This is a genomic window from Azospirillum sp. VT-I1 (genome assembly GCF_055698305.1).
In genome coordinates, this window is sequence record NZ_CP168800.1 from 1772982 (window position 1) to 1796013 (window position 23032).

At 70.9% G+C, this 23032-nt stretch carries 20 protein-coding genes, 1 tRNA gene and 1 pseudogene; 9 read left to right on the forward strand and 13 right to left on the reverse strand.

What is annotated here, in order from left to right:
• The first annotated feature begins 50 nt into the window (after nucleotides 1–50).
• Nucleotides 51–126: transfer RNA gene (locus AB8P05_RS08555), tRNA-Ala, on the forward strand.
• 177 nt (nucleotides 127–303) lie between these two features.
• Here AB8P05_RS08555 and AB8P05_RS08560 read toward each other — a convergent pair.
• Genes AB8P05_RS08560 through trpB form a run of 8 tightly spaced genes read right to left on the reverse strand, consistent with a single transcriptional unit; the run spans nucleotide 304 to nucleotide 6849 of the window.
• Complete coding sequence (locus AB8P05_RS08560) at nucleotides 304–1092, reverse strand: DMT family transporter (protein WP_472757637.1); 789 nt, start codon at nucleotides 1090–1092, stop codon at nucleotides 304–306.
• Complete coding sequence (locus AB8P05_RS08565) at nucleotides 1092–1361, reverse strand: hypothetical protein (RefSeq protein WP_472757638.1); 270 nt, start codon at nucleotides 1359–1361, stop codon at nucleotides 1092–1094. Before AB8P05_RS08565 ends, AB8P05_RS08560 begins: the two co-directional genes overlap by 1 nt.
• A gap of 53 nt (nucleotides 1362–1414) precedes the next feature.
• A complete protein-coding gene (locus tag AB8P05_RS08570; RefSeq protein WP_472757639.1) occupies nucleotides 1415–2761 on the reverse strand; it encodes a bifunctional folylpolyglutamate synthase/dihydrofolate synthase in 1347 nt (448 codons plus the stop codon).
• 35 nt (nucleotides 2762–2796) lie between these two features.
• Entirely contained in the window at nucleotides 2797–3813 is a 1017-nt protein-coding gene (accD, locus tag AB8P05_RS08575) for an acetyl-CoA carboxylase, carboxyltransferase subunit beta (protein ID WP_472757640.1), read from the reverse strand.
• On the reverse strand, nucleotides 3810–4283 hold the full coding sequence (locus AB8P05_RS08580) for a hypothetical protein (RefSeq protein WP_472757641.1): 474 nt from the start codon (nucleotides 4281–4283) through the stop codon (nucleotides 3810–3812). The genes accD and AB8P05_RS08580 overlap by 4 nt, the downstream gene beginning before the upstream one ends.
• Nucleotides 4280–4750 (reverse strand): hypothetical protein, encoded by a 471-nt coding sequence (locus tag AB8P05_RS08585; protein ID WP_472757642.1) that lies wholly within the window; start codon nucleotides 4748–4750, stop codon nucleotides 4280–4282. Before AB8P05_RS08585 ends, AB8P05_RS08580 begins: the two co-directional genes overlap by 4 nt.
• Nucleotides 4751–4789: 39 nt before the next feature.
• Entirely contained in the window at nucleotides 4790–5635 is an 846-nt protein-coding gene (gene trpA, locus AB8P05_RS08590; RefSeq protein WP_472757643.1) for a tryptophan synthase subunit alpha, read from the reverse strand.
• On the reverse strand, nucleotides 5632–6849 hold the full coding sequence (gene trpB / locus AB8P05_RS08595) for a tryptophan synthase subunit beta (protein ID WP_472757644.1): 1218 nt from the start codon (nucleotides 6847–6849) through the stop codon (nucleotides 5632–5634). The genes trpA and trpB overlap by 4 nt, the downstream gene beginning before the upstream one ends.
• Before the next feature lie 318 nt (nucleotides 6850–7167).
• On the opposite strand from trpB, the pseudogene AB8P05_RS08600 reads away from it, so the two are divergent.
• Nucleotides 7168–7758, forward strand: a pseudogene (locus tag AB8P05_RS08600) (response regulator); the annotation flags it as partial.
• Between the two features lie 185 nt (nucleotides 7759–7943).
• Here the strand turns inward: AB8P05_RS08600 and AB8P05_RS08605 are convergent.
• Together AB8P05_RS08605 and AB8P05_RS08610 are read right to left on the reverse strand one after the other, a co-directional pair.
• A complete protein-coding gene (locus tag AB8P05_RS08605; RefSeq protein WP_014249082.1) occupies nucleotides 7944–8153 on the reverse strand; it encodes a cold-shock protein in 210 nt (69 codons plus the stop codon).
• 301 nt (nucleotides 8154–8454) lie between these two features.
• The gene (locus tag AB8P05_RS08610; RefSeq protein WP_472757645.1) at nucleotides 8455–9882 is read right to left on the reverse strand and encodes a sigma-54-dependent transcriptional regulator; all 1428 of its coding nucleotides are present in this window, start codon (nucleotides 9880–9882) and stop codon (nucleotides 8455–8457) included.
• A 220-nt stretch (nucleotides 9883–10102) separates the two neighbouring features.
• Here AB8P05_RS08610 and coaBC point away from each other — a divergent pair, with 220 nt between their 5' ends.
• From coaBC to AB8P05_RS08640, 6 genes are all read left to right on the forward strand, one after another.
• Nucleotides 10103–11341 (forward strand): bifunctional phosphopantothenoylcysteine decarboxylase/phosphopantothenate--cysteine ligase CoaBC, encoded by a 1239-nt coding sequence (coaBC, locus tag AB8P05_RS08615; protein ID WP_472757646.1) that lies wholly within the window; start codon nucleotides 10103–10105, stop codon nucleotides 11339–11341.
• 172 nt (nucleotides 11342–11513) lie between these two features.
• Entirely contained in the window at nucleotides 11514–11969 is a 456-nt protein-coding gene (dut, locus tag AB8P05_RS08620) for a dUTP diphosphatase (RefSeq protein WP_472757647.1), read from the forward strand.
• Nucleotides 11970–12099: 130 nt separating this feature from the next.
• Entirely contained in the window at nucleotides 12100–14592 is a 2493-nt protein-coding gene (locus tag AB8P05_RS08625) for a sensor histidine kinase (RefSeq protein ID WP_472757648.1), read from the forward strand.
• 418 nt (nucleotides 14593–15010) lie between these two features.
• Nucleotides 15011–15814 carry a response regulator gene (locus AB8P05_RS08630; RefSeq protein ID WP_472757649.1) on the forward strand — a complete coding sequence of 268 codons (804 nt, stop codon included), beginning with the start codon at nucleotides 15011–15013 and terminating at the stop codon, nucleotides 15812–15814.
• A gap of 173 nt (nucleotides 15815–15987) precedes the next feature.
• Nucleotides 15988–18264 carry a sensor histidine kinase gene (locus AB8P05_RS08635; RefSeq protein ID WP_472757650.1) on the forward strand — a complete coding sequence of 759 codons (2277 nt, stop codon included), beginning with the start codon at nucleotides 15988–15990 and terminating at the stop codon, nucleotides 18262–18264.
• Between the two features lie 70 nt (nucleotides 18265–18334).
• The gene (locus AB8P05_RS08640) at nucleotides 18335–18646 is read left to right on the forward strand and encodes a polyhydroxyalkanoic acid system family protein (RefSeq protein ID WP_149223817.1); all 312 of its coding nucleotides are present in this window, start codon (nucleotides 18335–18337) and stop codon (nucleotides 18644–18646) included.
• Nucleotides 18647–18875: 229 nt separating this feature from the next.
• Here AB8P05_RS08640 and AB8P05_RS08645 read toward each other — a convergent pair whose 3' ends face one another.
• The 3 genes from AB8P05_RS08645 to AB8P05_RS08655 are packed head-to-tail and all read right to left on the reverse strand — an operon-like array spanning nucleotide 18876 to nucleotide 21925.
• A complete protein-coding gene (locus AB8P05_RS08645) occupies nucleotides 18876–19877 on the reverse strand; it encodes a site-specific tyrosine recombinase XerD (protein ID WP_472757651.1) in 1002 nt (333 codons plus the stop codon).
• 28 nt (nucleotides 19878–19905) lie between these two features.
• The gene (locus AB8P05_RS08650; RefSeq protein WP_472757652.1) at nucleotides 19906–21804 is read right to left on the reverse strand and encodes a hypothetical protein; all 1899 of its coding nucleotides are present in this window, start codon (nucleotides 21802–21804) and stop codon (nucleotides 19906–19908) included.
• Nucleotides 21785–21925, reverse strand: a complete 141-nt coding sequence (locus tag AB8P05_RS08655; RefSeq protein ID WP_167331734.1) for a hypothetical protein — start codon at nucleotides 21923–21925, stop codon at nucleotides 21785–21787. The genes AB8P05_RS08650 and AB8P05_RS08655 overlap by 20 nt, the downstream gene beginning before the upstream one ends.
• A 400-nt stretch (nucleotides 21926–22325) precedes the next feature.
• On the opposite strand from AB8P05_RS08655, the gene AB8P05_RS08660 reads away from it, so the two are divergent.
• The gene (locus AB8P05_RS08660; protein WP_472759325.1) at nucleotides 22326–23000 is read left to right on the forward strand and encodes a shikimate kinase; all 675 of its coding nucleotides are present in this window, start codon (nucleotides 22326–22328) and stop codon (nucleotides 22998–23000) included.
• The last annotated feature ends 32 nt before the right edge of the window (nucleotides 23001–23032 follow it).

The window sequence follows — 23032 nt, forward strand, 5'->3', positions numbered from 1 at the left end:
GACAATATCCGCGCCACGCCGGGGCGACGAAGACGCCACGGTGTGAGTGTGGGGCCGTAGCTCAGCTGGGAGAGCGACGCGTTCGCAATGCGTAGGTCGGGAGTTCGATCCTCCTCGGCTCCACCATTTTCCCCTTCCTTGGAAGGGTGAGGTAAGTTGATCGATTGTCAGCGGGCGTTGCCGGGAACGGCATCTGGCCCGCTTTTTGTTTTGACGGTTCGTCCCTGCCCCAGCGGCTTTGCCGCGACAAACCGATAGTCTCCCGGTTTCCATGCATGCCCCACCGGCCGCCCGGTCCATGCCTCAGTGCGTGTGGACGTGGTGGGCATCGGGGAAATGGGCATGCCGGTGCCGCAGACGCGTGTGACGATGCCGGTGGCTGTGCGGCTCGGTCACCGGGCCGTCGTGATGGTGCCGATGATGGTCGTCATGGACATGCGGGTGATCGTGCTCGATCTCCTCATGCACATGCTCATGGTCGTGATCCTCTGTCAGGTGCAGCCAGACGCCGATCCCCATCAGGACCGCCGCAGCGACCATTCCGACCGTCAACGGCTCCCCGAACATCGCCAGAGAGGCGATGCCGCCGACGAAGGGGGCGGTGGAGAAGTAGGCGCCGGTCCTCGCGGTGCCGATGTGCCGCAGGGCGACCACGAACAGGACGAGGCTGACGCCGTAGCCCAGCAGCCCGACCAGCATGGCTGCGACCATCGTCGGCACCGCAGGCAGGCCGTCGCCCAGGGCCAGGGCGATCCCGACATTGACGCTGCCGGCGACCAGCCCCTTGATCGTGGCGATGTGCATGGGGTCGGCCAGCGAGACCTTGCGGGTCAGGTTGTTGTCCACCGCCCACATCAGGCAGGCGGCGGCGACGGCGGCCGGTCCCCATCCCCCGGCCCAGCCGCTTGCGATATCCAGCGGTCCACCCCAGGACAGCACGGCCGCCCCCGCGACGATGGCGACCATGCCGGCGACCAGCCGCCGGTCGAAGCCCTCCCGGAAGACGAACCATGCCAGGAGGGCGGTGAACACCCCTTCCAGATTGAGCAGCAGCGAGGCGGTGGAGGCCGGCGTGGCCGTCAGGCCGGACATCAGCAGCACCGGTCCGGCGACTCCCCGGCAAGGACGGCGCCGAACAGCCAAAGCCATTCGGTGCCGCGGATGCTCCGTTCGCTCCGCATCGGCGAGGTCGCCAGCCCGCGGACCAGCCGGACCAGCCCAAGGCCGATCCCGGAACCGAGATACAGCAGGCCAGCCAGCATCCAGGGCGACAGGTCTTGGACCAGCAGCTTCGCCAGCGGCGTGCTGACGCCGAAAAGCACGGCAGCCAGGATCGCGGTCGTCGGACCCGTTTGCACCATGGGACCTTCACCCGTTCGGCGGCAGGACAACCCCGCCCCCGATCATGCCGATCTCAGCCGTTCTCCGCCAGCACCGTACCGGCAAGATAGAGAGAGCCGCAGATCAGGACGCGCGCCGGACCCGGGCGATTGGCCACGAGGTCGGCCAGGGCGGAGTCGACGCTGTCGGCGGCCGCATGGTCGCGGATGCCACAGAGCTTGGCGGTCTCGCAGGACTCCTCGGCGGTGAAGCTGGCCTCCTCGCCGGGGATCGCCACCGCCCGCAGGGAGTGGGTGAAGGGGGCCAGCGGTCCCAGGAACTCGAACGGGTCCTTGCTGGACAGCATGCCGTAGATCACGAACAGCGGCAGGGCGGCCCCGCCGCCCGTTTGGCCGCGCGACCAGTCGACCGCCTGCCGGGCCAGCACCTCGCCCGCCGAATCATTGTGGCCGCCGTCCAGCCACAGCTCCCAGCCCGGCGGCAGGCTTTCGGCCAGCGGGCCGCGGGTCAGGCGCTGCAGCCGCGCCGGCCATTCGACGGTGGCGAGGCCCTTGCGCACCGCCTCGTCGTCCACCGCCAGCGGCAGGTGGTCCAGGCAGGCGATGGCGACGCCGGCATTGGTGATCTGGTGGACACCGGCCAAACCCGGCATCGGCAGGTCGAGCTGCCGCTTGGCGCTCTCGAAACGGAAGCCGTCCACACGCTCCTGCACCGACCAGCTCTGGATGGGGGCGGCGATGGCGTTGGCGCGCAGCTTCAGCGCCCTCAGCGCATCGGCCTCCGGCTGCGGGGCCAGCACCACCGGGACGCCGGGCTTGAAGATGCCGGCCTTCTCGCTGCCGATCTCCAGCAGCGAATCGCCCAGGAACTGGCGGTGGTCGTAGGAGATGCGGGTGATCGCCGTCACCGCCGGCTTCGCCACCACGTTGGTGGCGTCCAGCCGACCGCCCAGCCCGGTCTCCAGCAGGACCACGTCGGCCGGCACGCGGGAGAAGGCGAGGAAGGCGGCGACCGTCGTCACCTCGAAGAAGGTGATCGGGTTGCCGGCATTGGCGATCTCGCATTCCTCCAGCAGGGCAGCCAGATGATCGTCGTCGATCAGCCGGCCGGCGAGCCGGATGCGCTCGTGGAAGCGCACGAGGTGCGGAGAGGTGTAGACATGGACGCGGTAGCCGGCCGCCTCCAGCATGGCCCGCAGGAAGGCGACCGTCGACCCCTTGCCGTTGGTGCCGGCGACATGGACCACCGGCGGCAGCTTCCGCTCCGGATGGTCCAGTGCCGCCAGCAGACGGTGCACCCGATCCAGCGACAGGTCGATGACCTTGGGGTGAAGCCCCTTCAACCGGGCCAGCACCGGGTCGGAACGGTTCGCGGCCGGCCTGGCGGGCGGGTTGGCCAGCGGAAGGGAGGCGTCGGTCATGATCGTCTCTGGTCGGGTGGGCGGAGAGGTGCCGGTCAGTCGTCGCCGGCCTGGACCGGAGCCGCCGGCTGGGCGGCGGCCGGCTGGGTAGAAACCGGCTGGGCCGCCGTCGGCTGCGTGCCCGGCTGGGGCATATGGGCCGGCTCGCCGTCGGCCGCCTGGGCGGCGGTCAGGTCGAGGTCCTCCGGCTCCACCGCATCGATGCGCGGGGTCATCAGCAGGCCGATGGTGCGGACCAGCGTCGGGCGCAGGTCGCGGCGGTGGACGACCATGTCGACCATGCCGTGTTCCAGCAGATATTCGGAGCGCTGGAAGCCTTCCGGCAGGGTCTCGCGGATCGTGCTCTCGATCACGCGGGCGCCGGCGAAGCCGATCTGCGCGCCCTTCTCGGCGATGTGGATGTCGCCCAGCATGGCGAAGCTGGCGGTGACGCCGCCGGTGGTCGGGTCGGTCAGCACGACGATGTAGGGCAGGCCGGCTTCCTTGACCATCTCCACCGCGATGGTGGTGCGCGGCATCTGCATCAGCGACAGGATGCCTTCCTGCATGCGGGCGCCGCCCGATGCGGGAACGACGATCAGCGGCGCGTTCTTCGCCACCGCCAGACGGGCGGCGGTCAGCAGCCCTTCGCCGACGGCGATGCCCATCGACCCGCCCATGAAGCCGAAGTCGAAGGCGGCGATCACGGCGGCATGGCCGCCGATGCGCCCTTCGCCCACCACGATGGCGTCGGTGCGGCCGGTCTTGGTCTGCGCTTCCTTCAGGCGGTCGGTATAGCGCTTCTGGTCGCGGAACTTCAGCGGGTCGGCGACCGACTTCGGCAGCTCGACGGCCTCGTAGGCGCCGTCGTCGAACATCGACTCCAGCCGCTTGACCGGGTCGAGCCGCATGTGGAAGCCGCAATGCTGGCAGACGTGCAGGTTCTCTTCCAGATCACGGTGGAACAGCATCGACTCGCAGCTCGGGCACTTGTGCCAGAGGTTGTCGGGCACTTCCTTCCGGGCGTAGAGCGCGCGGATCTTGGGGCGGACGTAGTTGGTAAGCCAGTTCATGATGCCTCGTTCAGACCGGCGGCGAAGAGCTGGAGTTCATCAGCAACCTCGGCGACGTCGATCTCTTCGGTCAGCAGGGTTCCATGGGCGATTCGATTGCGGATGTCGTAAAGCTCTTTGATGCGCCTGTAAACGGCTCCGCGCTTGTCGGTGAGCAATGCGAGCTTCCGCATGACCGGAATGCTGCGGATCCGTTCAGGCTGATGCTCCAGATCGTCCCAGACCCGGCGGTCCCGCCAGTCCGCCTGCTGCTTCATCCGGTCGATCAACGCGGCGGCCACCCGGTTCATCTCCGCCTCGAACAAGGCGATGAACAGGATGAAGAAGGCCTGCTGGTTGACGAGCACCAGACGGTCCAGATGCTTCACGCTATCCGGATCGCCTTTCAAGACCAGCTCATCCTGCCGGATACGATCCAGATTTTCGCTGGAAATCTCGAACGCCAGTAAGGTATCGGCAAAGTCCTTCACCCGACCTCCCGCAGAAGATCGAGCAGGCACTCCCGATCCCAGGGCCTTCCGCCCGGCTGCCAGCCGCCCGTCGTCCGGTATTTCCACTCCGGCCCTTCGGCATCCGCCTCCTTGGCAAGCAGGCGGTCGCCGGCACGGATGGTGCCGACATACAGCTTGACCCGGCCGCGGGTGAACAGGACCCAGCGGGCATCGGGCTGGAACATCAGGATGTCCCGGCCGTCCCGGCGGATCCGCAGCAGCGGGATCTCGTAGCCGGGAAGCTCCAGGATCTTCTGCATGTTCTCATGCCGGGGGAGCAGGCGGGAACGGTCGACCTCATAGCCCTCGCCGGGCGGCAGCCAGCCGACAACCTCGTCATAGAGGGCGTCGATCCGCCGCTTCCAATCGGCGATCTCGGCCTCCGCCTCCTCCCGGCTGGGAAGCGGCTTCTCCGGCTCATCGTCGTCGATGTAGAGATAGGCCATGGCTGGTCTCCCGGTGGCGCCCGCTCCCCCGTATATAGGCTACGCCCGCGCCGCGCGCACCCCGGCGGCCAGTTCGCCGACGAAGCCCAGCACATCCTCGACCGTGCCGGGCTTGACCGCGCCGGACGCGTCCAGACCGTCGGCCAGACGGGTGACGATGGCGGAGCCGACCACGGCGGCGTCGGCGACACGGGCGACCTCGGCGGCCTGGTCCGGCGTCTTGATGCCGAAACCGACGGCGACCGGCAGGTTGGTGTGGCGCTTCAGCCGGGCGACCGCCGCGTCGATGGCGGTGTTCGACGCGCTGGCGGTGCCGGTGATGCCGGCGATCGACACGTAATAGACGAAGCCCGAGGTGTTGCGCATCACGGCCGGCATGCGCGCCTCGTCGGTCGTCGGCGTCGTCAGGCGGACGAAGTTGACGCCGGCCTTCACCGCCGGCAGGCACAGCTCCTCGTCCTCTTCCGGCGGCAGATCAACGACGATCAGGCCATCCACCCCGGCTTCGCGCGCGGCGGCCAGGAAGGGCTCCACCCCATAGGCGTGGATCGGGTTGAAATAACCCATCAGAATGATCGGCGTGTCGGCGTCCTTCTTGCGGAAGCCGCGCACCATCTCCAGCGTCTTGCGCACCGTCATTCCGGCCTTCAGCGCCCGCAGCGAGGAGGCCTGGATCGCCGGGCCGTCGGCCATCGGGTCGGTGAAGGGCATGCCCAGCTCGATCAGGTCGGCGCCGGCGGCCGGCAGGCCGTCCAGCACCGCCTGCGAGACGGCGGGATCGGGATCGCCGGCGGTGATGAAGGTGACCAGACCGGCGCGCCCCTCCGCCTTCAGTGCGGCAAAACGGCGGGCGATGCGGCCATCGGCCAAAATGTCGGCACTCACAGTTCCACTCCCAGATGCTTGGCGACGGAGAAGATGTCCTTGTCGCCGCGGCCCGACAGGCACAGCACCATCAGGTGGTCCTTGGGCAGTTTCGGTGCGCGCTTGATGACCTCGGCAAGGCCGTGGGCGGATTCCAGCGCCGGGATGATGCCCTCGGTGCGGGCGCAGAGCTGGAAGGCGTCCAGCGCCTCCTGGTCGGTGGCATAGGCGTATTCGACGCGGCCGACGTCATGCAGCCAGCTGTGCTCCGGCCCGATGCCGGGATAGTCGAGGCCGGCGGAGATCGAGTGGCCTTCCAGGATCTGGCCGTCCTCGTCCTGCAGCAGGTAGGTGCGGTTGCCGTGCAGCACGCCCGGACGCCCGCCGTTGATCGAGGCGGCATGGTCGAGCGGTCCCTTCTCGATGCCGCGGCCGGCGGCCTCGACGCCGATCATCTGCACCGACGGATCGTCCAGGAAGGGATGGAACAGGCCGATGGCGTTGGAGCCGCCGCCGACGCAGGCGACCAGGCTGTCGGGCAGCCGGCCTTCCAGCTCCTGCATCTGGGTGCGCACCTCGTCGCCGATCACCGACTGGAAGTCGCGGACCATGGCGGGATAGGGATGCGGGCCGGCGGCGGTGCCGATGATGTAGAAGGTGTCGGCGACGTTGGTGACCCAGTCGCGCAGCGCCTCGTTCATCGCATCCTTCAGCGTCCGCCCGCCCGAGGTGACGGCGCGGACCTCCGCCCCCAGCAGCTTCATGCGGAAGACGTTGGGCTGCTGGCGGGCGATGTCGGTCTCGCCCATGTAGATGACGCAGGGCATGTTGTAGAGCGCGCAGACCGTCGCCGTCGCCACGCCATGCTGGCCGGCGCCCGTCTCGGCGATGATGCGGGTCTTGCCCATGCGCCGCGCCAGCAGGATCTGGCCGATGCAGTTGTTGATCTTGTGCGCGCCGGTGTGGTTCAGCTCCTCGCGCTTGAAGTAGATCTTGGCGCCGCCCAGCTGCTCGGTCAGGCGTTCCGCGTAATAGAGCGGGTTGGGGCGGCCGACATACTGCTTCAGCTGCTGGCGCATCTCGCCTTCGAAGGCGGGATCGGCGCGCGCCTCGCGATAGGCCTTCTCGACTTCCAGGATCAGCGGCATCAGCGTCTCGGCGACGAAACGGCCGCCAAAGATTCCGAAATGCCCGCGCTCGTCGGGACCGGAGCGGTAGGTGTTCAGTTTGGTCATCGTCTGCGGCACTGCCTGAAGTCGAAGGGAAGCTGGAGCCAGGTGGGCGGCATCGGGTCCGGACGCCGGCCAAGCGCGCCACCATACCGGTGGACCGCGCCGATTTGAAGCGTCGGGCCGCGGATATCCGCGAATTCCGCCCGTCCGCAAACATGGAGCGGGGCTTTGCACCGGCAAGGCCGCCCCCTTACACTGGCGCCTTCTTCATTGCGGAGCATGCTTGCGATGACTGAGCGGACGCCGCCGTCGCTTCTCCCCACGGACCTCCGGTCCGCACCCTGCCGGATTCTGGTGGTGGAGGACAGCCCGCTGAACCAGATGCTGGTCACCGCCATCCTGGCCCAGGCCGGCCATCGCGCCGACACCGCCAACAACGGGCTGGAGGCGCTGATGGCGGCGCAGGCCGGCGGCTACGACCTGATCCTGATGGACCTGTCGATGCCGGAGATGGACGGGTTGACCGCCACGCGGCTGCTGCGCGACCTGCCGGGGCGGGCCGGCCGGGTTCCGGTGGTGGCCATGACCGCCGACACGGAGGAGGCCGACCGCGTCCGCTGCCAGGACGCCGGCATGAACGACCATGTCGCCAAGCCGGTGGACCGGGCGCTGCTGCTGGAAACGGTGGAAAAATGGCTGCACGCCTCCCAGTCCGCCGATGTATCGGCCGGCTTCGGTCCCTGCGCCCCGGCAGCCCCCGAAGCGGCGGGCGAGGTGCTGGACCGCGAGGTGCTGGCCCAGCTGGCCCAGGACCTGGAGGCGGACCTGCTGGCCGACGTGCTGCGGCAGTTCGTGGAGGAAACGCGGGAGCGGGTGGCGCGCATCATGGCGGAAACCGACCGCGCCGTCCTGACGCGCGAGGCGCACACGCTGAAGAGCACCGCCGGCACCTTCGGGGCCCGCGCGCTCTGCGCAACCGCCCGTGCGCTGGAGATGGCCTGCCGGGCCTCGGCCGCGGAGCCTCAGCCCGCGGAGTCGGGGGAAGGGAAGCGGCGGACGCGGTGGACGGGCTGCGCAGCGACATCTCCCGGCTGGCCGGGGATGCCATCGCGGCCTACCGCGCCGCCGGATATCCGGTCTGACCTAACGGAACCGCATCACTCGACGACGCTGATGTTCACCGCGGAATCCTTGCCGTTGGTGCCGCGGGCGACCTCGAACTGGACGCGCTGGCCTTCGGACAGGGCATGCAGGCCGGAGCGCTGGACCGCGGTGATGTGCACGAAGACGTCCTTCGAACCGGCTTCCGGCGCGATGAAGCCGTAACCTTTGGTAGTGTTGAACCATTTGACGGTGCCGTTTGTCATGGGCCTCCCCCTAGTCACTGCGAACGGGTCTCTGCGAACGGTCTTTTCAAGACCGATCGGGTCCGGGATCGCCGGCATCGGACGCGCCGTGAGGTTTGCCGGGCAAGCGGAACCAAGACATTGTGCGGGGAGGCTAGCCGCATGCTGTGGTTGCGGGCAATTCCGTCTCACGGCATAGGACAAAGGATGGCGAAAACCGGAGAGGAATTACGACCAAGGCGACGGAGCCTTGTCGAAGGGTATTAGCCCATTTCTTGGCGGATTCCTGATATGAACAGGAATTTCTTGCCGAAATAAAGGGTTAGAGCTTCCCTTCGGCCTGCCAGGCCAGACGTTTGCGGTAGATGGTGGAGGCGCTGATCTGCAACAGCGCCGCGGCGCGCGGGATGTTGCCGTCGCAGGCGGCGATGGCGTCCTCGATGGCGTCCTTCTCCACCTCCCACAGGGGCTTGATGGAGTCCGGGGAGGGCGGGACATGCGGGCGCGGTGCCGGTGCCGGTGCGGCGCCGGCCGCCGCCGCAACGGGCGCGGCGGCGGGGACCGGCGGCTGCGGCGTGCCGAGCGGCGGCGGCAGCATCTCCGGCGTCACCGTGTCGCCGTCATGCAGGACCGCGACGATGCGCACCACGTTCTGCAACTGCCGAACGTTGCCCGGCCAATGATAGTGGCGCAGCGCCTGTTCCGCTTCGGGGGAGAAGCGGGCGAAGCCCTTCTTCTCCTCCTTCGCGAATTCCGCCAGATAGTGGCGGGCGATCTCCAGCACGTCGTCCTCGCGCTCGCGCAGCGGCGGCAAGTGGATGGGGATGACGTGCAGGCGGTAATAGAGGTCCTCGCGGAAGCGCCCCTCCTCCACCTCGCGCAGAGGGTCGCGGTTGGTGGCGCAGACGATGCGCAGGTCGACCTTCTCCAGCTTCGACCCGCCGACGGGGGTGAAGGTGCCGGTCTGGATGAAGCGCAGCAGCTTGGTCTGCAGGTCGGGCGCCAGTTCGCAGATCTCGTCCAGGAACAGGGTGCCGCCGTCGGCGCGCGACGCAGCACCCTCGCGGTCGGACACCGCGCCGGTGAAGCTGCCCTTCACATGGCCGAAGATCTCGCTTTCCATGAGATCCTTCGGGATGGCGCCGCAGTTGATGGCGATGAAGGGCCTTGCCGCCCGCTGGCTCTGGCGGTGGATCGCCTCGGCGCAGACCTCCTTGCCGGTGCCCGACTCGCCGGTGATGAAGACGGTGGCGCGGGAGGAGGCGGCGCTGTCGACGATGCGGTAGACCGCCTGCATCGCCAGCGACGAACCAATGAAGCCGTGGTAGCGGGCGCGGTTCAGGTCCTTCTCGAAGGTGTCGACCAGCTGGGCCAGCCGCAGCCGCTCCATCGCGTTGCGGACCGTCACCACCAGCCGGTCGGCCGAGAAGGGCTTCACCAGGAAATCATAGGCGCCGTAGCGCATCGCCTCCACCGCCGCCTTCACCGAGCCATGCGCGGTGATGACGATGACCGCGCAGGGCAGGGCCTGGGCGTCGATGCGCTTCAGCACCTCCATTCCGTTCATGTCCGGCAGCTGAAGGTCCAGAAGCACCACCATCGGCGCGCCGTCGTTCAGCTGCGCCAGCGCGTCGGCCCCGGTTTCCACCGAGATGACGGCGTGGGATTCCTTCTTCAGATATTCCGCATAGACACGGGCCAGCGACGGCGTGTCTTCGATCAGCAGGACGGGGATGGAACCGGGCGGCATGCTGTGGGCGACACGCAGAGGTAGGGGCGGGGCTGGTCCTATTGTCTAACAGATATTTCTGAAAATCCCACCCCCACGCGCATGCACGGGCCGCGAACGCATCGATATCCCCACCGGACCGGATATGTCGCGGTGCCACCGCTTGCCGGGGACGGCGCGATGAACTATCAGCAGCGGGCATCGGGGCGTCCTGAAGGGGCGTCGGGAAGAGGGGGTCGCCATGGCCGATCACGCCATTCTGGCCGGCAAGCGCGTGCTGCTGGTCATCGCCGGCGGCATCGCCGCCTACAAGAGCCTGGACCTGATCCGCCGCCTGCGGGAACGGGGCGTGACGGTGCGCGCCGTGCTGACCGAGGCCGGGGCCCGCTTCGTAACCCCGTTGTCGGTTCAGGCGCTGACCGAGGATACCGTCTACCGGGACCTGTGGTCGCTGACCGACGAATCGGAGATGGGCCACATCCGCCTGTCGCGCGAGGCCGACCTGCTGGTGGTGGCGCCGGCCACCGCGAACCTGCTGGCACGGATGGCCGCCGGCATGGCCGACGATCTGGCCGCGACCGTCCTGCTGGCCACCGACAAGCCGGTGCTGGTTGCCCCCGCCATGAATGTGCGCATGTGGCAGCATGCCGCGACCCAGGCCAACATGGCGCTGCTGGAAAGCCGCGGCGTGCGGCGCGTCGGCCCGAACGAGGGCGTGATGGCCTGCAACGAATACGGCCCCGGCCGCATGGCCGAACCGATGGAGATCATCGACGCCATCGCGGAGATCTTCTCGGAGGACGCCCACCATCCCACGACCAACCTCCCATTGGCCGGCCGCCGCGCCGTCGTCACCAGCGGACCGACGCACGAGCCGATCGACCCGGTTCGCTACATCGCCAACCGCTCGTCGGGCAAGCAGGGGCACGCCATCGCCGCGGCGCTGGCGAAGCTGGGGGCGGCGGTGACGCTGGTCAGCGGCCCGACCCGCCTGCCCGACCCGCCCGGCTGCAGCGTCGTCCACATCGAGACGGCGCGCGAGATGCTGGCGGCCTGCGAGGCGGCGCTGCCCGCCGACATCGCGGTCTGCGCCGCCGCGGTCGCCGACTGGCGCGTCGACGGCGCGTCCGACCGCAAGCTGAAGAAGGACGGCGGCGGCCCGCCCGCCCTGGCCCTGACCGAGAACCCCGACATCCTCGCCACCCTGTCCCGGCCCGGCGAGCGCCGCCCGGAGCTGGTCGTCGGCTTCGCGGCGGAGACCGGCGACGTGCTGGCCTATGCCACCGCCAAGCGCGCCCGCAAGGGCTGCGACTGGATCGTCGCCAACGACGTCTCCCCCGGCACCGGCACCTTCGGCGGCAGCGACAACACCGTCCACCTGATCCGCGCCGACGGGGTCGAGTCCTGGCCGACCATGCCCAAAGAGGCCGTCGCCGCCCGGCTGGCCGAGGCGGTGGCGGGGTATTTCGCAGGGAAGTAGCGTCTACCCGGTGCCCCCTCCCCAACCCTCCCCGCCCTCGGTCGGCCAAAGGCCGATCCGATCGCGGGAGAGGGAGTTAGGCGCCAAAGCGGCGGAGTTCCCTCTCCCTCGAAGAGGGGGAGGGTTAGGGAGGGGGCATTCGCCAGCCGACATTCAACCACAGGATCCCCCCATGCCCCCCACCGTCGCCTTCCTCCGCCTGCCCGGCAACGACGACCTGCCGCTGCCGTCCTACGCCACCGAGGGGGCGGCGGGGTTCGACCTGCGCGCCGCGGTGCCGGCGGACGAGCCCGCCGTGCTGGATCCCGGCAAGCGGATGCTGGTGCAGACCGGCTTCGCCGTCGGGCTGCCGGCGGGGTGGGAGATGCAGATCCGGCCGCGCTCCGGGCTGGCGGTGAAGAATGGCGTCACGGTGCTGAACACGCCGGGCACCGTCGATTGTGACTATCGCGGGCCGGTCGGCGTCTGCCTGATCAATCTGGGCGACCAGCCCTTCACCATCGCCCGCGGCGACCGCATCGCCCAGGCGGTGATCGCCCCGGCCCCGCAGGCCGCGCTGGTCGAAGTCGAGTCGCTGGACGAGACCGCGCGCGGCGCCGGCGGGTTCGGGTCCACCGGGGTCGCCTGAGAACCCCATCCCCCGCCTGCGTTTCTGTGGCATGATCGCCGCGCCGGAAGGGGTATGACGCAGCGGGCGAAGCACCCCGAAGGCATTGGCGGCGGGCGAGGGGGTGGTCATGCGGAGTCCCCGGCGGAGCGTGGCGTTCCGCATCCTGGCGGGATTGACGGTCATCGGCGGGCTGGCCGCGGCGACCAGCGTCGTCGCCGTCTCGCTGTTCTCCCGTTTCCACCAGGGATATGAGCAGATCGCCACGGCGAAGGTGCCGGGGCTGGTCGCCGCCGCCCAACTGGTGCAGCAGAGCGGCGCCGTCGCCGCCATCGCCCCCGCCCTGGTCGCCGCCCAGGACCAGCCCGCGCGTGAAGCGGTGATGGCGCGGATGGGCGACCAGATCGTCCGGCTGGAACAGCTGATGGCCCGGCTGATCGCCCATGGCGGCGGCCAAGGCCACGGCGCACAAGCGAGTGGCGGCCAGACAAACGGCAACCAGTCGAACGGCGGGCAGGCCGATCTGGGCGAACTCGACCGCCGCAAGAACGAGCTGGTCGGCACGCTGCTGACCCTGAACGCCCAGGTCCGGCAGCAGCTGGCCCTGACCGCCGAGACCAGTGCCCGCGCCCAGGCCCTGGCCGCCCTGACCGGCCGGCTCGGCGCCGCCGAGTCGCGGGAGGAAGAGGCGCCCTGGCCGATGGAGACGCGCTCCGGCCTTCCGGATGCCGAGGCAGCGGAGCGCAGCCGCGACGCGCTGGAGCGCTGGCGCCGGGAACTGACCGGGGCGGCCACCACGCTGCTGGCCGCCCTGCGCGCCGACCGCGATCTGCAGCTGGACGGCTTCCAGGCCGAGACGCGCATCGCGCTGGACAACGCCGCCGCGGCGCTGGCCCTGCTGCCGCCGGACCGCGCCGCCCGGCTGGAGCCGCTGCAGCGCGAGGTGGAGGAGGCGGCCTTCGGACGGTCCCCCCTGTTCGCCCTGCGCGAGGCGGAGCTGTCGCTGCAGCGGGCGATCAAGCGGTCGGCCGCGCGCAACCAGGCGGTGTCGGACCAACTGGTCGGCATCGTGTCCGATTACTTCCTGGCGGTGGAGCAGGACGTCGCCCGGCGCTCCGCCGAGTTCGAGCGGGTGATCGGCGACGGCAGGCGGGCGGTGATCGCCATGGCGCTGCTGTCGATCCTGGGCGCCGCCGCCATCTTCGCCTACATCCACCGCAACGTGGTGGCGCGGCTGCGCCGGCTGCGCAGCGCCATGCGGGCGGTGGAGACGGCCGAGCCGGCGGCGATGCCCGACCTCGACCTGCCTCCCGCCACCCCGGCCGGCAGCCGGGACGAGATCGGCGAGATGGCCCGCGCGCTGGCCTATTTCGTCACCACCATCCGCGCCCGCGAAAGCGCGCTGGCCGACAGCGAGCGGCGGCTGCGCACCATCCTGGAACAGAGCCCGGTCGGCGTCTCCATCGGCCGCACCGACGGCACCGTCGCCTTCGCCAATGCCCGCGCCGCCGAGCTGGCCGGCCGGCCGCTGGACGCGTTCGTCGGCAGCCGCCATGCGCTGGCCCTGCCGGGCGCCAGCATCAGCCGGAGCGGGGCAGGGCAGGGACAGGGGCAGGAGGCGGAGTCCGGCGGCGTGGTGATGCGCGACGCGGAGGTGGCGGTCGACCGTCCCGACGGCAGCCGGGTCTGGGCGCTGCAGACGCTCCAGCGCACCAGTTTCGAGGGCAAGCCGGCGGTGCTGGCCTGGAGCTACGACATCACCGCGCGCAAGCAGGCGGAGGAGGCGCTGCGCGCCGCCAAGGAGCAGGCGGAGATCGCCGCCCGGTCGAAGGCGGAGTTCCTCGCCACCATGAGCCACGAGATCCGCACCCCGATGAACGGCGTGCTCGGCATGCTGGAGCTGATGGCGCTGACCCCGTTGGACGAGGAGCAGCGCACGCTGGTCTCCACCATGCGGGAGAGCGGGGCGGCGCTGCTGCGGATCATCGACGACATCCTGGACCTGTCGAAGATCGAGGCGGGCAAGCTCGACCTGGAGGATCTCGACCTGCGCCCGGCCGAACTGGTGGAGGGTGTGGCCGACCTGCTGGCGCCCCAGGCCCACCAGAAGGGGCTGGCGCTGATCTGCGACATCGACCGGTCGGTGCCGGCGCGGCTGCGCGGCGATTCCGGCCGGCTGCGCCAGATCCTGTTCAACCTGACCGGCAACGCCATCAAGTTCACCGACCGCGGTCGGGTGGTGCTGCGCGTCCATTCCGCCGAGTCCACGCGCCGGACTCATGTCCGCCTGCATGTGGCGGTGGAGGATACCGGCATCGGCATCGGGCCGGACGGGCAGGCCCGGCTGTTCCAGCCCTTCAGCCAGGCCGACAGCTCCACCACCCGGCGCTTCGGCGGCACCGGGCTGGGTCTGGCGATCTGCACCCGGCTGGTCGAGCGGATGGGCGGGCGGATCGGCCTCGAGTCGGCGCCCGGCCTGGGATCGACCTTCTGGTTCACGGTGGAACTGCAGCGGGTGCCGGATCCTCCCCGTCCGCCCCGGCCCCGGCACCGCTGGCCGGACTGCCCGTCCTTGTCGCCGACGAGGACGAGGTGCAGCGCAGGGTGCTGGCCGGCTATCTGGAACAGGGCGGGGCGACGGTGACAGCCGCCGCCACGGTGGCCGAGGCGGCGTCCCGCCTGGGACGCGGGGGCTGCGGACTGCTGGTCGCCAGCGCCGCGATGGCCGGACGGCTGGAGCCTCTCGCCGGCGCCTGCGGTCCCGGACTGCCGCGGCTGCTTCTGGGCGATGGGCGGGGGAACGGCGCCACGGCCGCTTCGCCCCACGGCGGAACGGGCGGACCGAGCGGACTGGCCCAGCCGGTCCACCGCGCCGCCCTGATCCGCGCCGCCGCCCTCCTGACCGGCCGTGCCGCACCCGACGCGGACCGGGCCGGCATGCCCGATATCACTCCGGATAACGCCTCGAATGATGCTGCGGAGCAATCCGGCCCGCCGCTCCCCATCCCGGCCGGCGCCGGAGAGGGGGGCGGGAGCGCCCGCCGGCCCACGGCCCGGTCCTGGTGGCGGAGGACCATCCGACCAACCAGCAGGTCGTGCTGCGCCAGCTGCGCCGCCTGGGCTGCGCGGTGGATCTGGCCTCCGATGGGGAACAGGCGCTGGCGGCTTGGCGTGCCGGCCGCCACCGGCTGGTCATCACCGACTGCCATATGCCGGTGATGGACGGCTACGAGCTGGCCCGCCGCATCCGGGCGGAGGAAGAGGGGACGGGGCGGCGCACCGCCATCGTCGCCATGACCGCAAACGCGCTGTCCGGCGAGATGGAGCGCTGTCTGGCCGCGGGCATGGACGACTACCTCGCCAAGCCGGTGACGCTGGCCCAGCTGTCGCAGGTCCTCGCCCGCCGGCTCGACCCGGCTTCACGCCTGCCGGAGCCGCCGGAGCCGCAAGCCGCCCGCCCGCCGGAGGATGCGGCCCTGCCGGTGCTCGACCTCGGCCATCTGCGCGAGACCTTCGGCGGAAACTGGGACGACGGCGTCGATGCCGGCACGCTGGACATGATGGACTTCTTCATCGAGACGACGCGGCCGACGCTGGACCGGGTTCGGCAGGCGCTCGACGCCGGAGAGATGGAGGAGGCGCGGGCGGCCGCCCATTCCGCCGCCGGTGCGGCCCGGACGGCGGGCGCGCGGGTGCTGGCCGCCGCCTGCACCGCGCTGGAACGCGCCATCGTGGAAGCGCGCCTGGAGGAGGTGGAGCGCCATGCCCGCGCAATGGCCGAAGCCTTCCCGGAGGTCGAAAAGGCGATTCATGCGCTGCGCCACACGAAAGAGACGCTGTCCCAGCCGGAAGAGAGCATGGCGTGACCGGACGTGTTGGGGCGAAATCTACCTGCACGGGAACGGCAACCCGAAAAGGCGCACGGTGGACGCGAGTTGCTTGTCGGTGGGGTATGGCTGAACTACTCTGGATACCTTGATTCATTTCGACTGATTCAGCCGGGCCATCGCCAAGCCCCGGCGGTCCGGGGGTGGAAAGCGTGGTCGGTTTCGCTGGCTTCTTTTGGAACAAGGAAACCCGGCGCCAGGCCGAACATGCCGCCGCAGACCGCGACCGCTGGCGGGCCATGCTCGCCGCCGCTCCTTATCCCTGGTGCGCCTGGACGGAATCCGGTGGGGGCGCCCTGTCGGACGAGGCGGCGGCCCTGCTGGGCATCTCCAACCCCGATGCACTGCCGGAGGCGGTGTCCTCGCCCGACTTCGCCGCCGCCCTTGCCCGCCTGCGCCGCGACGGCGAGCCTTTCCGCTGCGAAGGGCTGGCGCCCGACGGCCGGCGGCTGGTGCTGACCGGCCGGCGCGGCTGTGCCGGCGACAGCTGCTGCGACGTGGTGTGGATCGAGGACGTCACCGTCGCCCGCGACGCCGCCCGGGACGCCACCCGCCGCCAGGAGAAGGAGGCCGGGGACGCCCGCTCCCGCCTTGCCGAATTTCAGGCGATGGCCGACGCCCTGCCGATCCCGGTGTGGATGCGCGACCGCTCCTTACGGCTGTCCTGGTGCAACCGCGCCTATGCCCGCGCCGTCGACGGCGATCCCGACAGCGTGGTGGCGGAAGGGCGGGAACTGACCGCCACCGGCCCGGCGCTGGCCGAACGGGCGCGCAGCGGCGGCTTCGCCCAGTCCGACCGCGCCCCCGTGGTGATCGGCACCGAGCGCCGCCTGCTGGAGGTGACGGAGGCGCCGCTGCCGCTGACCGACGGCGGCGGCACGCTGGTGGTCGGCTATGCCCTGGACCTGACCCCGCTGGAGGAACTGCGCGGCGAGCTTGACCGCCACCTGACGGCGCATGCGGAGGTGCTGGAACGGCTGGGCACCGCCATCGCCATCTTCGGCCCCGACACCCGCCTGACCTTCTTCAACCAGGCCTATGCCCGGCTGTGGGACCTGGACGAGGCGTGGCTGCGCACCGAGCCCACCAACGCCGAACTGCTGGAGGAGCTGCGCGCCCGCCGCCGCCTGCCGGAATATGCCGACTACCAGACCTTCAAGCGCGAGCGCCTGACCCGCTACACCCATTTGGTGGAGCCGGTGGAGGAGATGCTGCACCTGCCCGACGGCACCACGCTGCGCCATCTGGCCGCCCCCCATCCCCAGGGCGGGCTGATCACCATCCTGGAGGACGTGACCAACACGCTGGCGCTGGAATCCTCCTACAACACGCTGATGGCGGTGCAGCAGGAGACGCTGGACAATCTGGCGGAGGGCATCGCCGTGTTCGGCGGCGACGGCCGGCTGAAGCTGTCCAACCCGGCCTTCGCCCGCATCTGGGATCTGGCGGACGGCGACCTGCACGGCGAACCGCACATCGCCGACGTGTTCGAGCGCATGCGCCCGCTGCTGGAGATCGCGCCTTCGGACAAGCCGGGGGAGGCCGCCTCCGGCTGGGAAGCCCTGAAGGAGGAGCTGATCGGCGCCACGCTGGAACGCAGCGTCCGCTCCGGCCGGGTGGAGCGCAGCGACGGGTCGGTGGTGGAGTTCTCCACCCTGCCGCTGCCCGACGGGGCGGTGCTGAACAGCTATCTGGACGTCACCGACGGCGCCCGGCTGGAGACGGCGCTGCGCGCCTCCAACGCCGCGCTGGAGGCCGCCGACCAGTTGAAGAGCGAGTTCATCGCCAACGTCTCCCACCATCTGCGCACGCCGCTGAACGGCATCATCGGCTTTGCCGAGGTGCTGGCGAACCAGTATTTCGGCGAACTCAACGCCCGGCAGATGGAGTATGTGCGCAGCATGCTGACGGCCGGGGAACGGCTGCTGGAGCTGATCGACGACGTGGTCGACCTGACCAGCCTGGGAGCCGGCGTGACCACGCTGGAGCGCGAGGCGGTCAGCCTGCCCGACCTGCTCGACTCGGTGGCCAGCCTCACCCGCGAATGGGCCCGGCGCGAAGGTCTGCGCATGGAGGTGGTGGCGCCGGAGGCGCTGGGCGAGATCGAGGGCGACGGCAAGCGGCTGAAGCAGGCGCTGTTCACCCTGGTGGTCGGCGCCATCCGCAACCCGCCGCCCGACCGCCGCATCCGGCTGGCCGGCGAGCGGCTGAACGGCAGCATCACCCTGTCGGTCAGCGGCGCCGCCCCGCCCGACGCCGATCCGCAGGGAGCCGCGGCGCTCGGCGTCTCGCTGGCGCGCAACGTGATGGAGCTGCATGGCGGCCGGCTGGAGCTGGACGAGTCCGGCGGCGCCGGCGTCTACCGCAGCGCCCATGTCCGCTGCATCATGCCGGTGCGCGCGCCGGCCAACGGCGTGAAGGCCGGGTGAGCGGGACCAAAGACGCGTCCCCGGCGTTATCCTTGTCCATCCGATCCCGTGCAGTGCGGAGCCGCCGACGATGCCCAAGCCCCTGACCCTGTCCATCCCCCATTCGCTCGGCCGGGCGGAGGCCAAGCGCCGGCTGGTCGACGGCATGGGCGAGGCGCGGGCCCGTCTCAGCGCCGTGTCGGCCAGCGTCGACGACAGCTGGACCGACGACCGCCTGAACTTCCGCGTCGTGGCCCTGGCCCAGACCATCGCCGGCCACATCGACGTGCTGGACGACAGCGTCGAGATGGAGGTTCAGCTGCCTTGGGCGCTGGCCCTGCTGGCCGACAAGATCAAGAACAAGGTGTCGCGCCAGGGCACGCTGATGCTGGAGAAGAAGTAAGGATCGGCTGGGGAAGTGTCGGCTGACGATGCCCCCACCTAACCTCCCCGCTCTCAGCGGACCTATGGTCCGCCTGCCGCGTCAGCACAAAGCGTAGCTTTGTGCGAGAGCCAGGCGGGGGATGGAGCAAGTGCTTGACCGGTAAGGCGTCGGCAGTCCCTCCCCGCCCAGCGGGGAGGTTAGGAGGGGGCAATCGGAGCCCGCACCTCCCATCCCATCCTTACCTCCATCACCCCTCCGAAGGCTCCTCCACCTTGCGGCGGGCGAGCGGGTGGTGGTCGTGCATGACCTTCTTCAGCCGTTCCGTCACCACATGGGTGTAGATCTGCGTCGTCGCGATGTCGGCATGACCCAGCATCTTCTGCACCGAGCGCAAATCGGCGCCATGATCCAGCAGATGGGTGGCGAAGGCGTGGCGCAACACGTGCGGGCTGACCTTCTCGGGGTCGATGCCGGCGTCAATGGCCAGCTGCTTCAGCAGCTGGGCGAAGCGCTGGCGGGTCAGGTGCCCTTCGCCGGAACTGCGTGACGGGAACAGGAAGGGACTGTGCCCGGCATCCCCACCGGCAACGGGCGGAATGAAGTGGCCGCGCAAGGGGATGTAGGCGGCCAGCGCCGCAAGCGCCGGGTCGGACAGCGGCACCATGCGCTCCTTGCCGCCCTTGCCGCGCACCAGCAGGCCGCGGCCGTCGCGCATGATGGCGGTCATCGGCAGGCCGACCAGTTCCGACACGCGCAGGCCGGTGGCGTAGAGCACCTCCAGCAGGGCCACCAGCCGCAGCCCTTCCGGCCCGCCGCGCGCCTCGGCGGTGGACAGCATGGCGCCGACCTCCGCCTCCGTCAGGATCTTGGGCAGCGGGCGCCCCTGTTTGGGGCTGTCGAGCGGCGAGGCGGGATCGTCCACCCGCCGGCCTTCCGACAGCAGGAAGCGGTAGAACTGCCGCATCGCCGACAGCCGCCGCGCCACGGTGCGCGGGGCACCGTCCTTGCTTTGCACCGCCAGATAGGCGCGCAAATCCTCTGTGCCGGCCGCTTCCAGCGCCACGCCGCGCTGCGCGAGCCAGCGGCCGAGGTCGGCGAGGTCGCGTTCATAGGCCAGCCGCGTGTTCACCGCCGCCCCGCGCTCCGCCGTCAGCATGTCGAGGAAGGCGTCCAGATGCGGGGAGGTGGCGAGCGGGCGCGGCTTGCACGGCCTGCCGCGCCGCTTGGCGGGACTCTTGGAGACGGTCATCGTGGTGGCAGGCTTTCCGGGCATGAGGTCATTGCGCGATCGGTGCGGGAGCGGTTGGACCGGCGATGGCCGCCATCGCCTCGCGGGCAAGCGCACGGGCGTCCGGCTCCAGCCCGACCGCCTTCAGGTTGGCGGCCACCCGCGCGGTGACGACCGGCGGCAGGCTGGCCGGACCGGCCTCCCCCAGCAGGAGCAGGGCGGCGACCACCGTCTCGCCGACCCGGCCGCCGCCGGCGGCATCGCCCAGCCGCTGCCACAGCGCTGGATCGACCCCGGCATCGCTGCCGCTGGGCGGCCCGGCGCCGTCGGTGGCCTGCATCCACGCCTCGTCCGGAATGGCGACGCCGGTCGCCTGGAGAAGGGCCAGCTGGCCGGCGATGCGGCTGCGGGCAGGACCGTCGGCGCCGCGCAGCGCCTCCTCCAGCCAGGCCGTCAGCGCACGCGGGTCCTCGGCGCCACGTCCCGTGGCCACCACGGCCAGCGGCCACAGCCAGGCGGTGTCGGCGCTGCGTCCGCTGCGCAGGGCCACATCGTGCCAGCGCCGCGCCTGATCGAGCCGGCCCTGCGCGTAATAGAGCCGTGCCGCCGCCGGGGCCAGCGCCGCGGCGTCCCCGCCGGGCGACACGGTGTCGAGCAGCCCGGCCGCCGCACCGCCGACCGGCCCGGCGCGCAGGCGCGGGTCCACCAGCTCCACCGCCAGGGAAGCCAGCGCGACGCGGCGCTGCCCGTCCATCGCCGCCGCCATCGCCTGATGGACCAGGGCGCGGGTGCGGGCGCCGCGGTCGCGCCGGGCGATATCCCTCACCCGCAGCAGCTCGTCACCGGACGGCGGCACCTGGACATAGAGGTCGAGCAGCTGGCGGGCGTCGAGGAACAGGGAGGCCGCCGCCCGTTCCCCGGCCGCGGCGCGGGTGGCGGGATCGGTGGAGGGGTTGGTCGCGATGGCTGCCAGGGCCTGCGGGTTGTCCAGCGGCAGCCGGTCGGGCGGAACCCCGATCCGCGCCGTCCGCATGGCGGCCAGCGTCAGCGCCAGCCCCTCGGGGTCGCCTTGCAGGATCAGCGAGCGGGCAGGGGGCGGGGCGGCACCGGCCAGCGCATCGGCCACCATCAGGAACGGGTCGGAGCGGCGGGCGCCGCCGCTGCGCAGGCTCGCCAGCGCCTCGTCCGTGCCGGCACGGTTGCCGACGCGGGCATGGCAGAACAGCGCCAGCCTGGTCCAGTAGGCGGAGGCGAAGTCCTTGCCGCGGGCGAGGGCGCGTGTGCAGTCCAGGCCGCCGCGCACCAGCTCCGCATCGGTCAGCGCCTTCGCCGCCGCCTCGTCCGCAGCCAGTGCGGCGGGCAGCAGGGCCGCCAGATCGGCCGCCCCGGCGGGATCGCCGATGCGCGCCAGCTTTTCGATGCGGAGCGCGCCGAACCGGCGGGGCGGCGGCACCTCCCCCTCCGCGACGGCGGGCGACCCGGCGCTCAGCAGCAGCCGGCGTTCCAGCGCCTTGACGGCGGGGGAGGGGGTATAGACCGGAAGAGCGGCGATCAGCGGCAGAAGCTCCGCCCGGCCGATGCCGCGCCAGGGGTCGGCGCCCAGCCCCCGCAAACCGCTCAGCGTGCCCGCCCCGTCCGGATCGGGCGCCCCCAGCGCCTCGCGCGCGACCGGCGCCGGCCGCGCCACCACCGGGGACACGGGCGGCGGCGGGGTGACGGCGGGCGGATAGGCCGGCACGACGATGGGCGTGGGGGCAGGAGCCGGAGCGGGAACCTGGGAGGGAACGGGCGCCGGCATGCCGGCGTCAGGCGTCAGCCGGATCGGCGGACCGGCGATCTGCGCCGCGGCGGTCGCCGGCCAGCCGGCCGCCAGCAGGACGGCCAGCAGCAGAGCAGATGACGGAACGGCCCCGGCCGATGGTCGGGATTCAGCGCGGGAAGCGCTCATCCGGCAGTACCTTCTCCACCGTCTTCGATGGAGCCGGCAGGTCCCACGAGGCGAGGAAGACCATGCCGCCGGCGATCACCAGCAACAGCAGGACGATGAGGATCGAGAGAAACCGGCTCATGGCACCAAGGACGCGTTGTGTCGGAAAACAGCGGATCGGGGCGGAGCTACCACGCCCGGCGGTCGCAGGGCTTGGGACAAGCAATGGCTTTTCTGCTAAAGCATCCGCACCCCGGCCGCGGCGGTGACCGGCGGCCGGGAGCACCGCCGACGGAGACACCGTCGGACGGCGGCGCAGTGTAGCCACAGGTTGGACCGCCGCGCAACCCGGCCACCCGGCTTTTCGGGCCGGCCTTCCGGAGGGGCGCCCCGGAGGAGCGCGCTTGTGCCGGCCAGCTTTCGGCAGGTATGAGTGTTGTCTGTTTCAGCGGTATGACGGCTGTCCCACCGGATTGGGCCCACTGGATCGGGCCGACCGGATCGAACGGACAGCGGAGTTGCGGGTACGGGTGGCGGATCAGATGGACGTGATGGGATTGCACAAGGCGACTGCGGCCCAGCTTCCGGAGACGGGGGCCGGTGCGGCGGAGGACAGGGCACCGCTGCTGCCGCGCACCGTGGTGCTGGTCGGCCTGATGGGCGCCGGCAAGAGCGCCATCGGGCGCCGGCTGGCGACCCGGCTGCACCTGCCCTTCCGCGATGCCGACACCGAGATCGAGGCCGCGGCCGGCTGCACCATCGCCGAGATCTTCGCCCGCGACGGCGAGCCGGTCTTCCGCTCCGTCGAGCGCCGGATCATCACCCGCCTGCTGAAGGACGAGCCGGTGCACATCCTGGCCACCGGCGGCGGCGCCTTCATGGACCCCGACACCCGCGCCGCCATCCGCGAGCACGGCATCTCCGTCTGGCTGCGCGCCGAACTGGACGTACTGGTCGCCCGCACCGCGCGGCGCACCCACCGCCCCATTCTGAATCAGGGCGACCCGCGCGCCATCCTGGGCCGGCTGATGGAGCAGCGCTATCCCGTCTATGCCGAGGCCGACCTGACCGTGGTCAGCGACGAACGCCCGCCCGACGTGACGGTAGAACTGGTGATCGACGCGCTGGAGGCGCATTTCGGCGTCCAGCTTCCCCACCGCCAGCCGCGCGGCGGGCGGTCCGGCAAAGCCGACGCTTCCAAGGCCGACGCGCCCTGATCCCCGTTCCCGCCGCTTTCCCCACCCTCCAG

Bases quoted from the DNA above. Each gene is read 5' to 3' on its own strand.
- trpB (WP_472757644.1), bottom strand. From the start codon at position 6,849: ATGACCAAACTGAACACCTACCGCTCCGGTCCCGACGAGCGCGGGCAT.
- AB8P05_RS08570 (WP_472757639.1), bottom strand. From the start codon at position 2,761: ATGACCGACGCCTCCCTTCCGCTGGCCAACCCGCCCGCCAGGCCGGCC.
- AB8P05_RS08610 (WP_472757645.1), bottom strand. From the start codon at position 9,882: ATGCCGCCCGGTTCCATCCCCGTCCTGCTGATCGAAGACACGCCGTCG.
- AB8P05_RS08650 (WP_472757652.1), bottom strand. From the start codon at position 21,804: ATGAGCGCTTCCCGCGCTGAATCCCGACCATCGGCCGGGGCCGTTCCG.
- AB8P05_RS08645 (WP_472757651.1), bottom strand. From the start codon at position 19,877: ATGACCGTCTCCAAGAGTCCCGCCAAGCGGCGCGGCAGGCCGTGCAAG.
- AB8P05_RS08660 (WP_472759325.1), top strand. From the start codon at position 22,326: ATGGACGTGATGGGATTGCACAAGGCGACTGCGGCCCAGCTTCCGGAG.
- AB8P05_RS08560 (WP_472757637.1), bottom strand. From the start codon at position 1,092: ATGTCCGGCCTGACGGCCACGCCGGCCTCCACCGCCTCGCTGCTGCTC.
- AB8P05_RS08585 (WP_472757642.1), bottom strand. From the start codon at position 4,750: ATGGCCTATCTCTACATCGACGACGATGAGCCGGAGAAGCCGCTTCCC.
- AB8P05_RS08605 (WP_014249082.1), bottom strand. From the start codon at position 8,153: ATGACAAACGGCACCGTCAAATGGTTCAACACTACCAAAGGTTACGGC.
- coaBC (WP_472757646.1), top strand. From the start codon at position 10,103: ATGGCCGATCACGCCATTCTGGCCGGCAAGCGCGTGCTGCTGGTCATC.
- accD (WP_472757640.1), bottom strand. From the start codon at position 3,813: ATGAACTGGCTTACCAACTACGTCCGCCCCAAGATCCGCGCGCTCTAC.
- dut (WP_472757647.1), top strand. From the start codon at position 11,514: ATGCCCCCCACCGTCGCCTTCCTCCGCCTGCCCGGCAACGACGACCTG.
- AB8P05_RS08565 (WP_472757638.1), bottom strand. From the start codon at position 1,361: ATGGTGCAAACGGGTCCGACGACCGCGATCCTGGCTGCCGTGCTTTTC.
- AB8P05_RS08655 (WP_167331734.1), bottom strand. From the start codon at position 21,925: ATGAGCCGGTTTCTCTCGATCCTCATCGTCCTGCTGTTGCTGGTGATC.
- AB8P05_RS08640 (WP_149223817.1), top strand. From the start codon at position 18,335: ATGCCCAAGCCCCTGACCCTGTCCATCCCCCATTCGCTCGGCCGGGCG.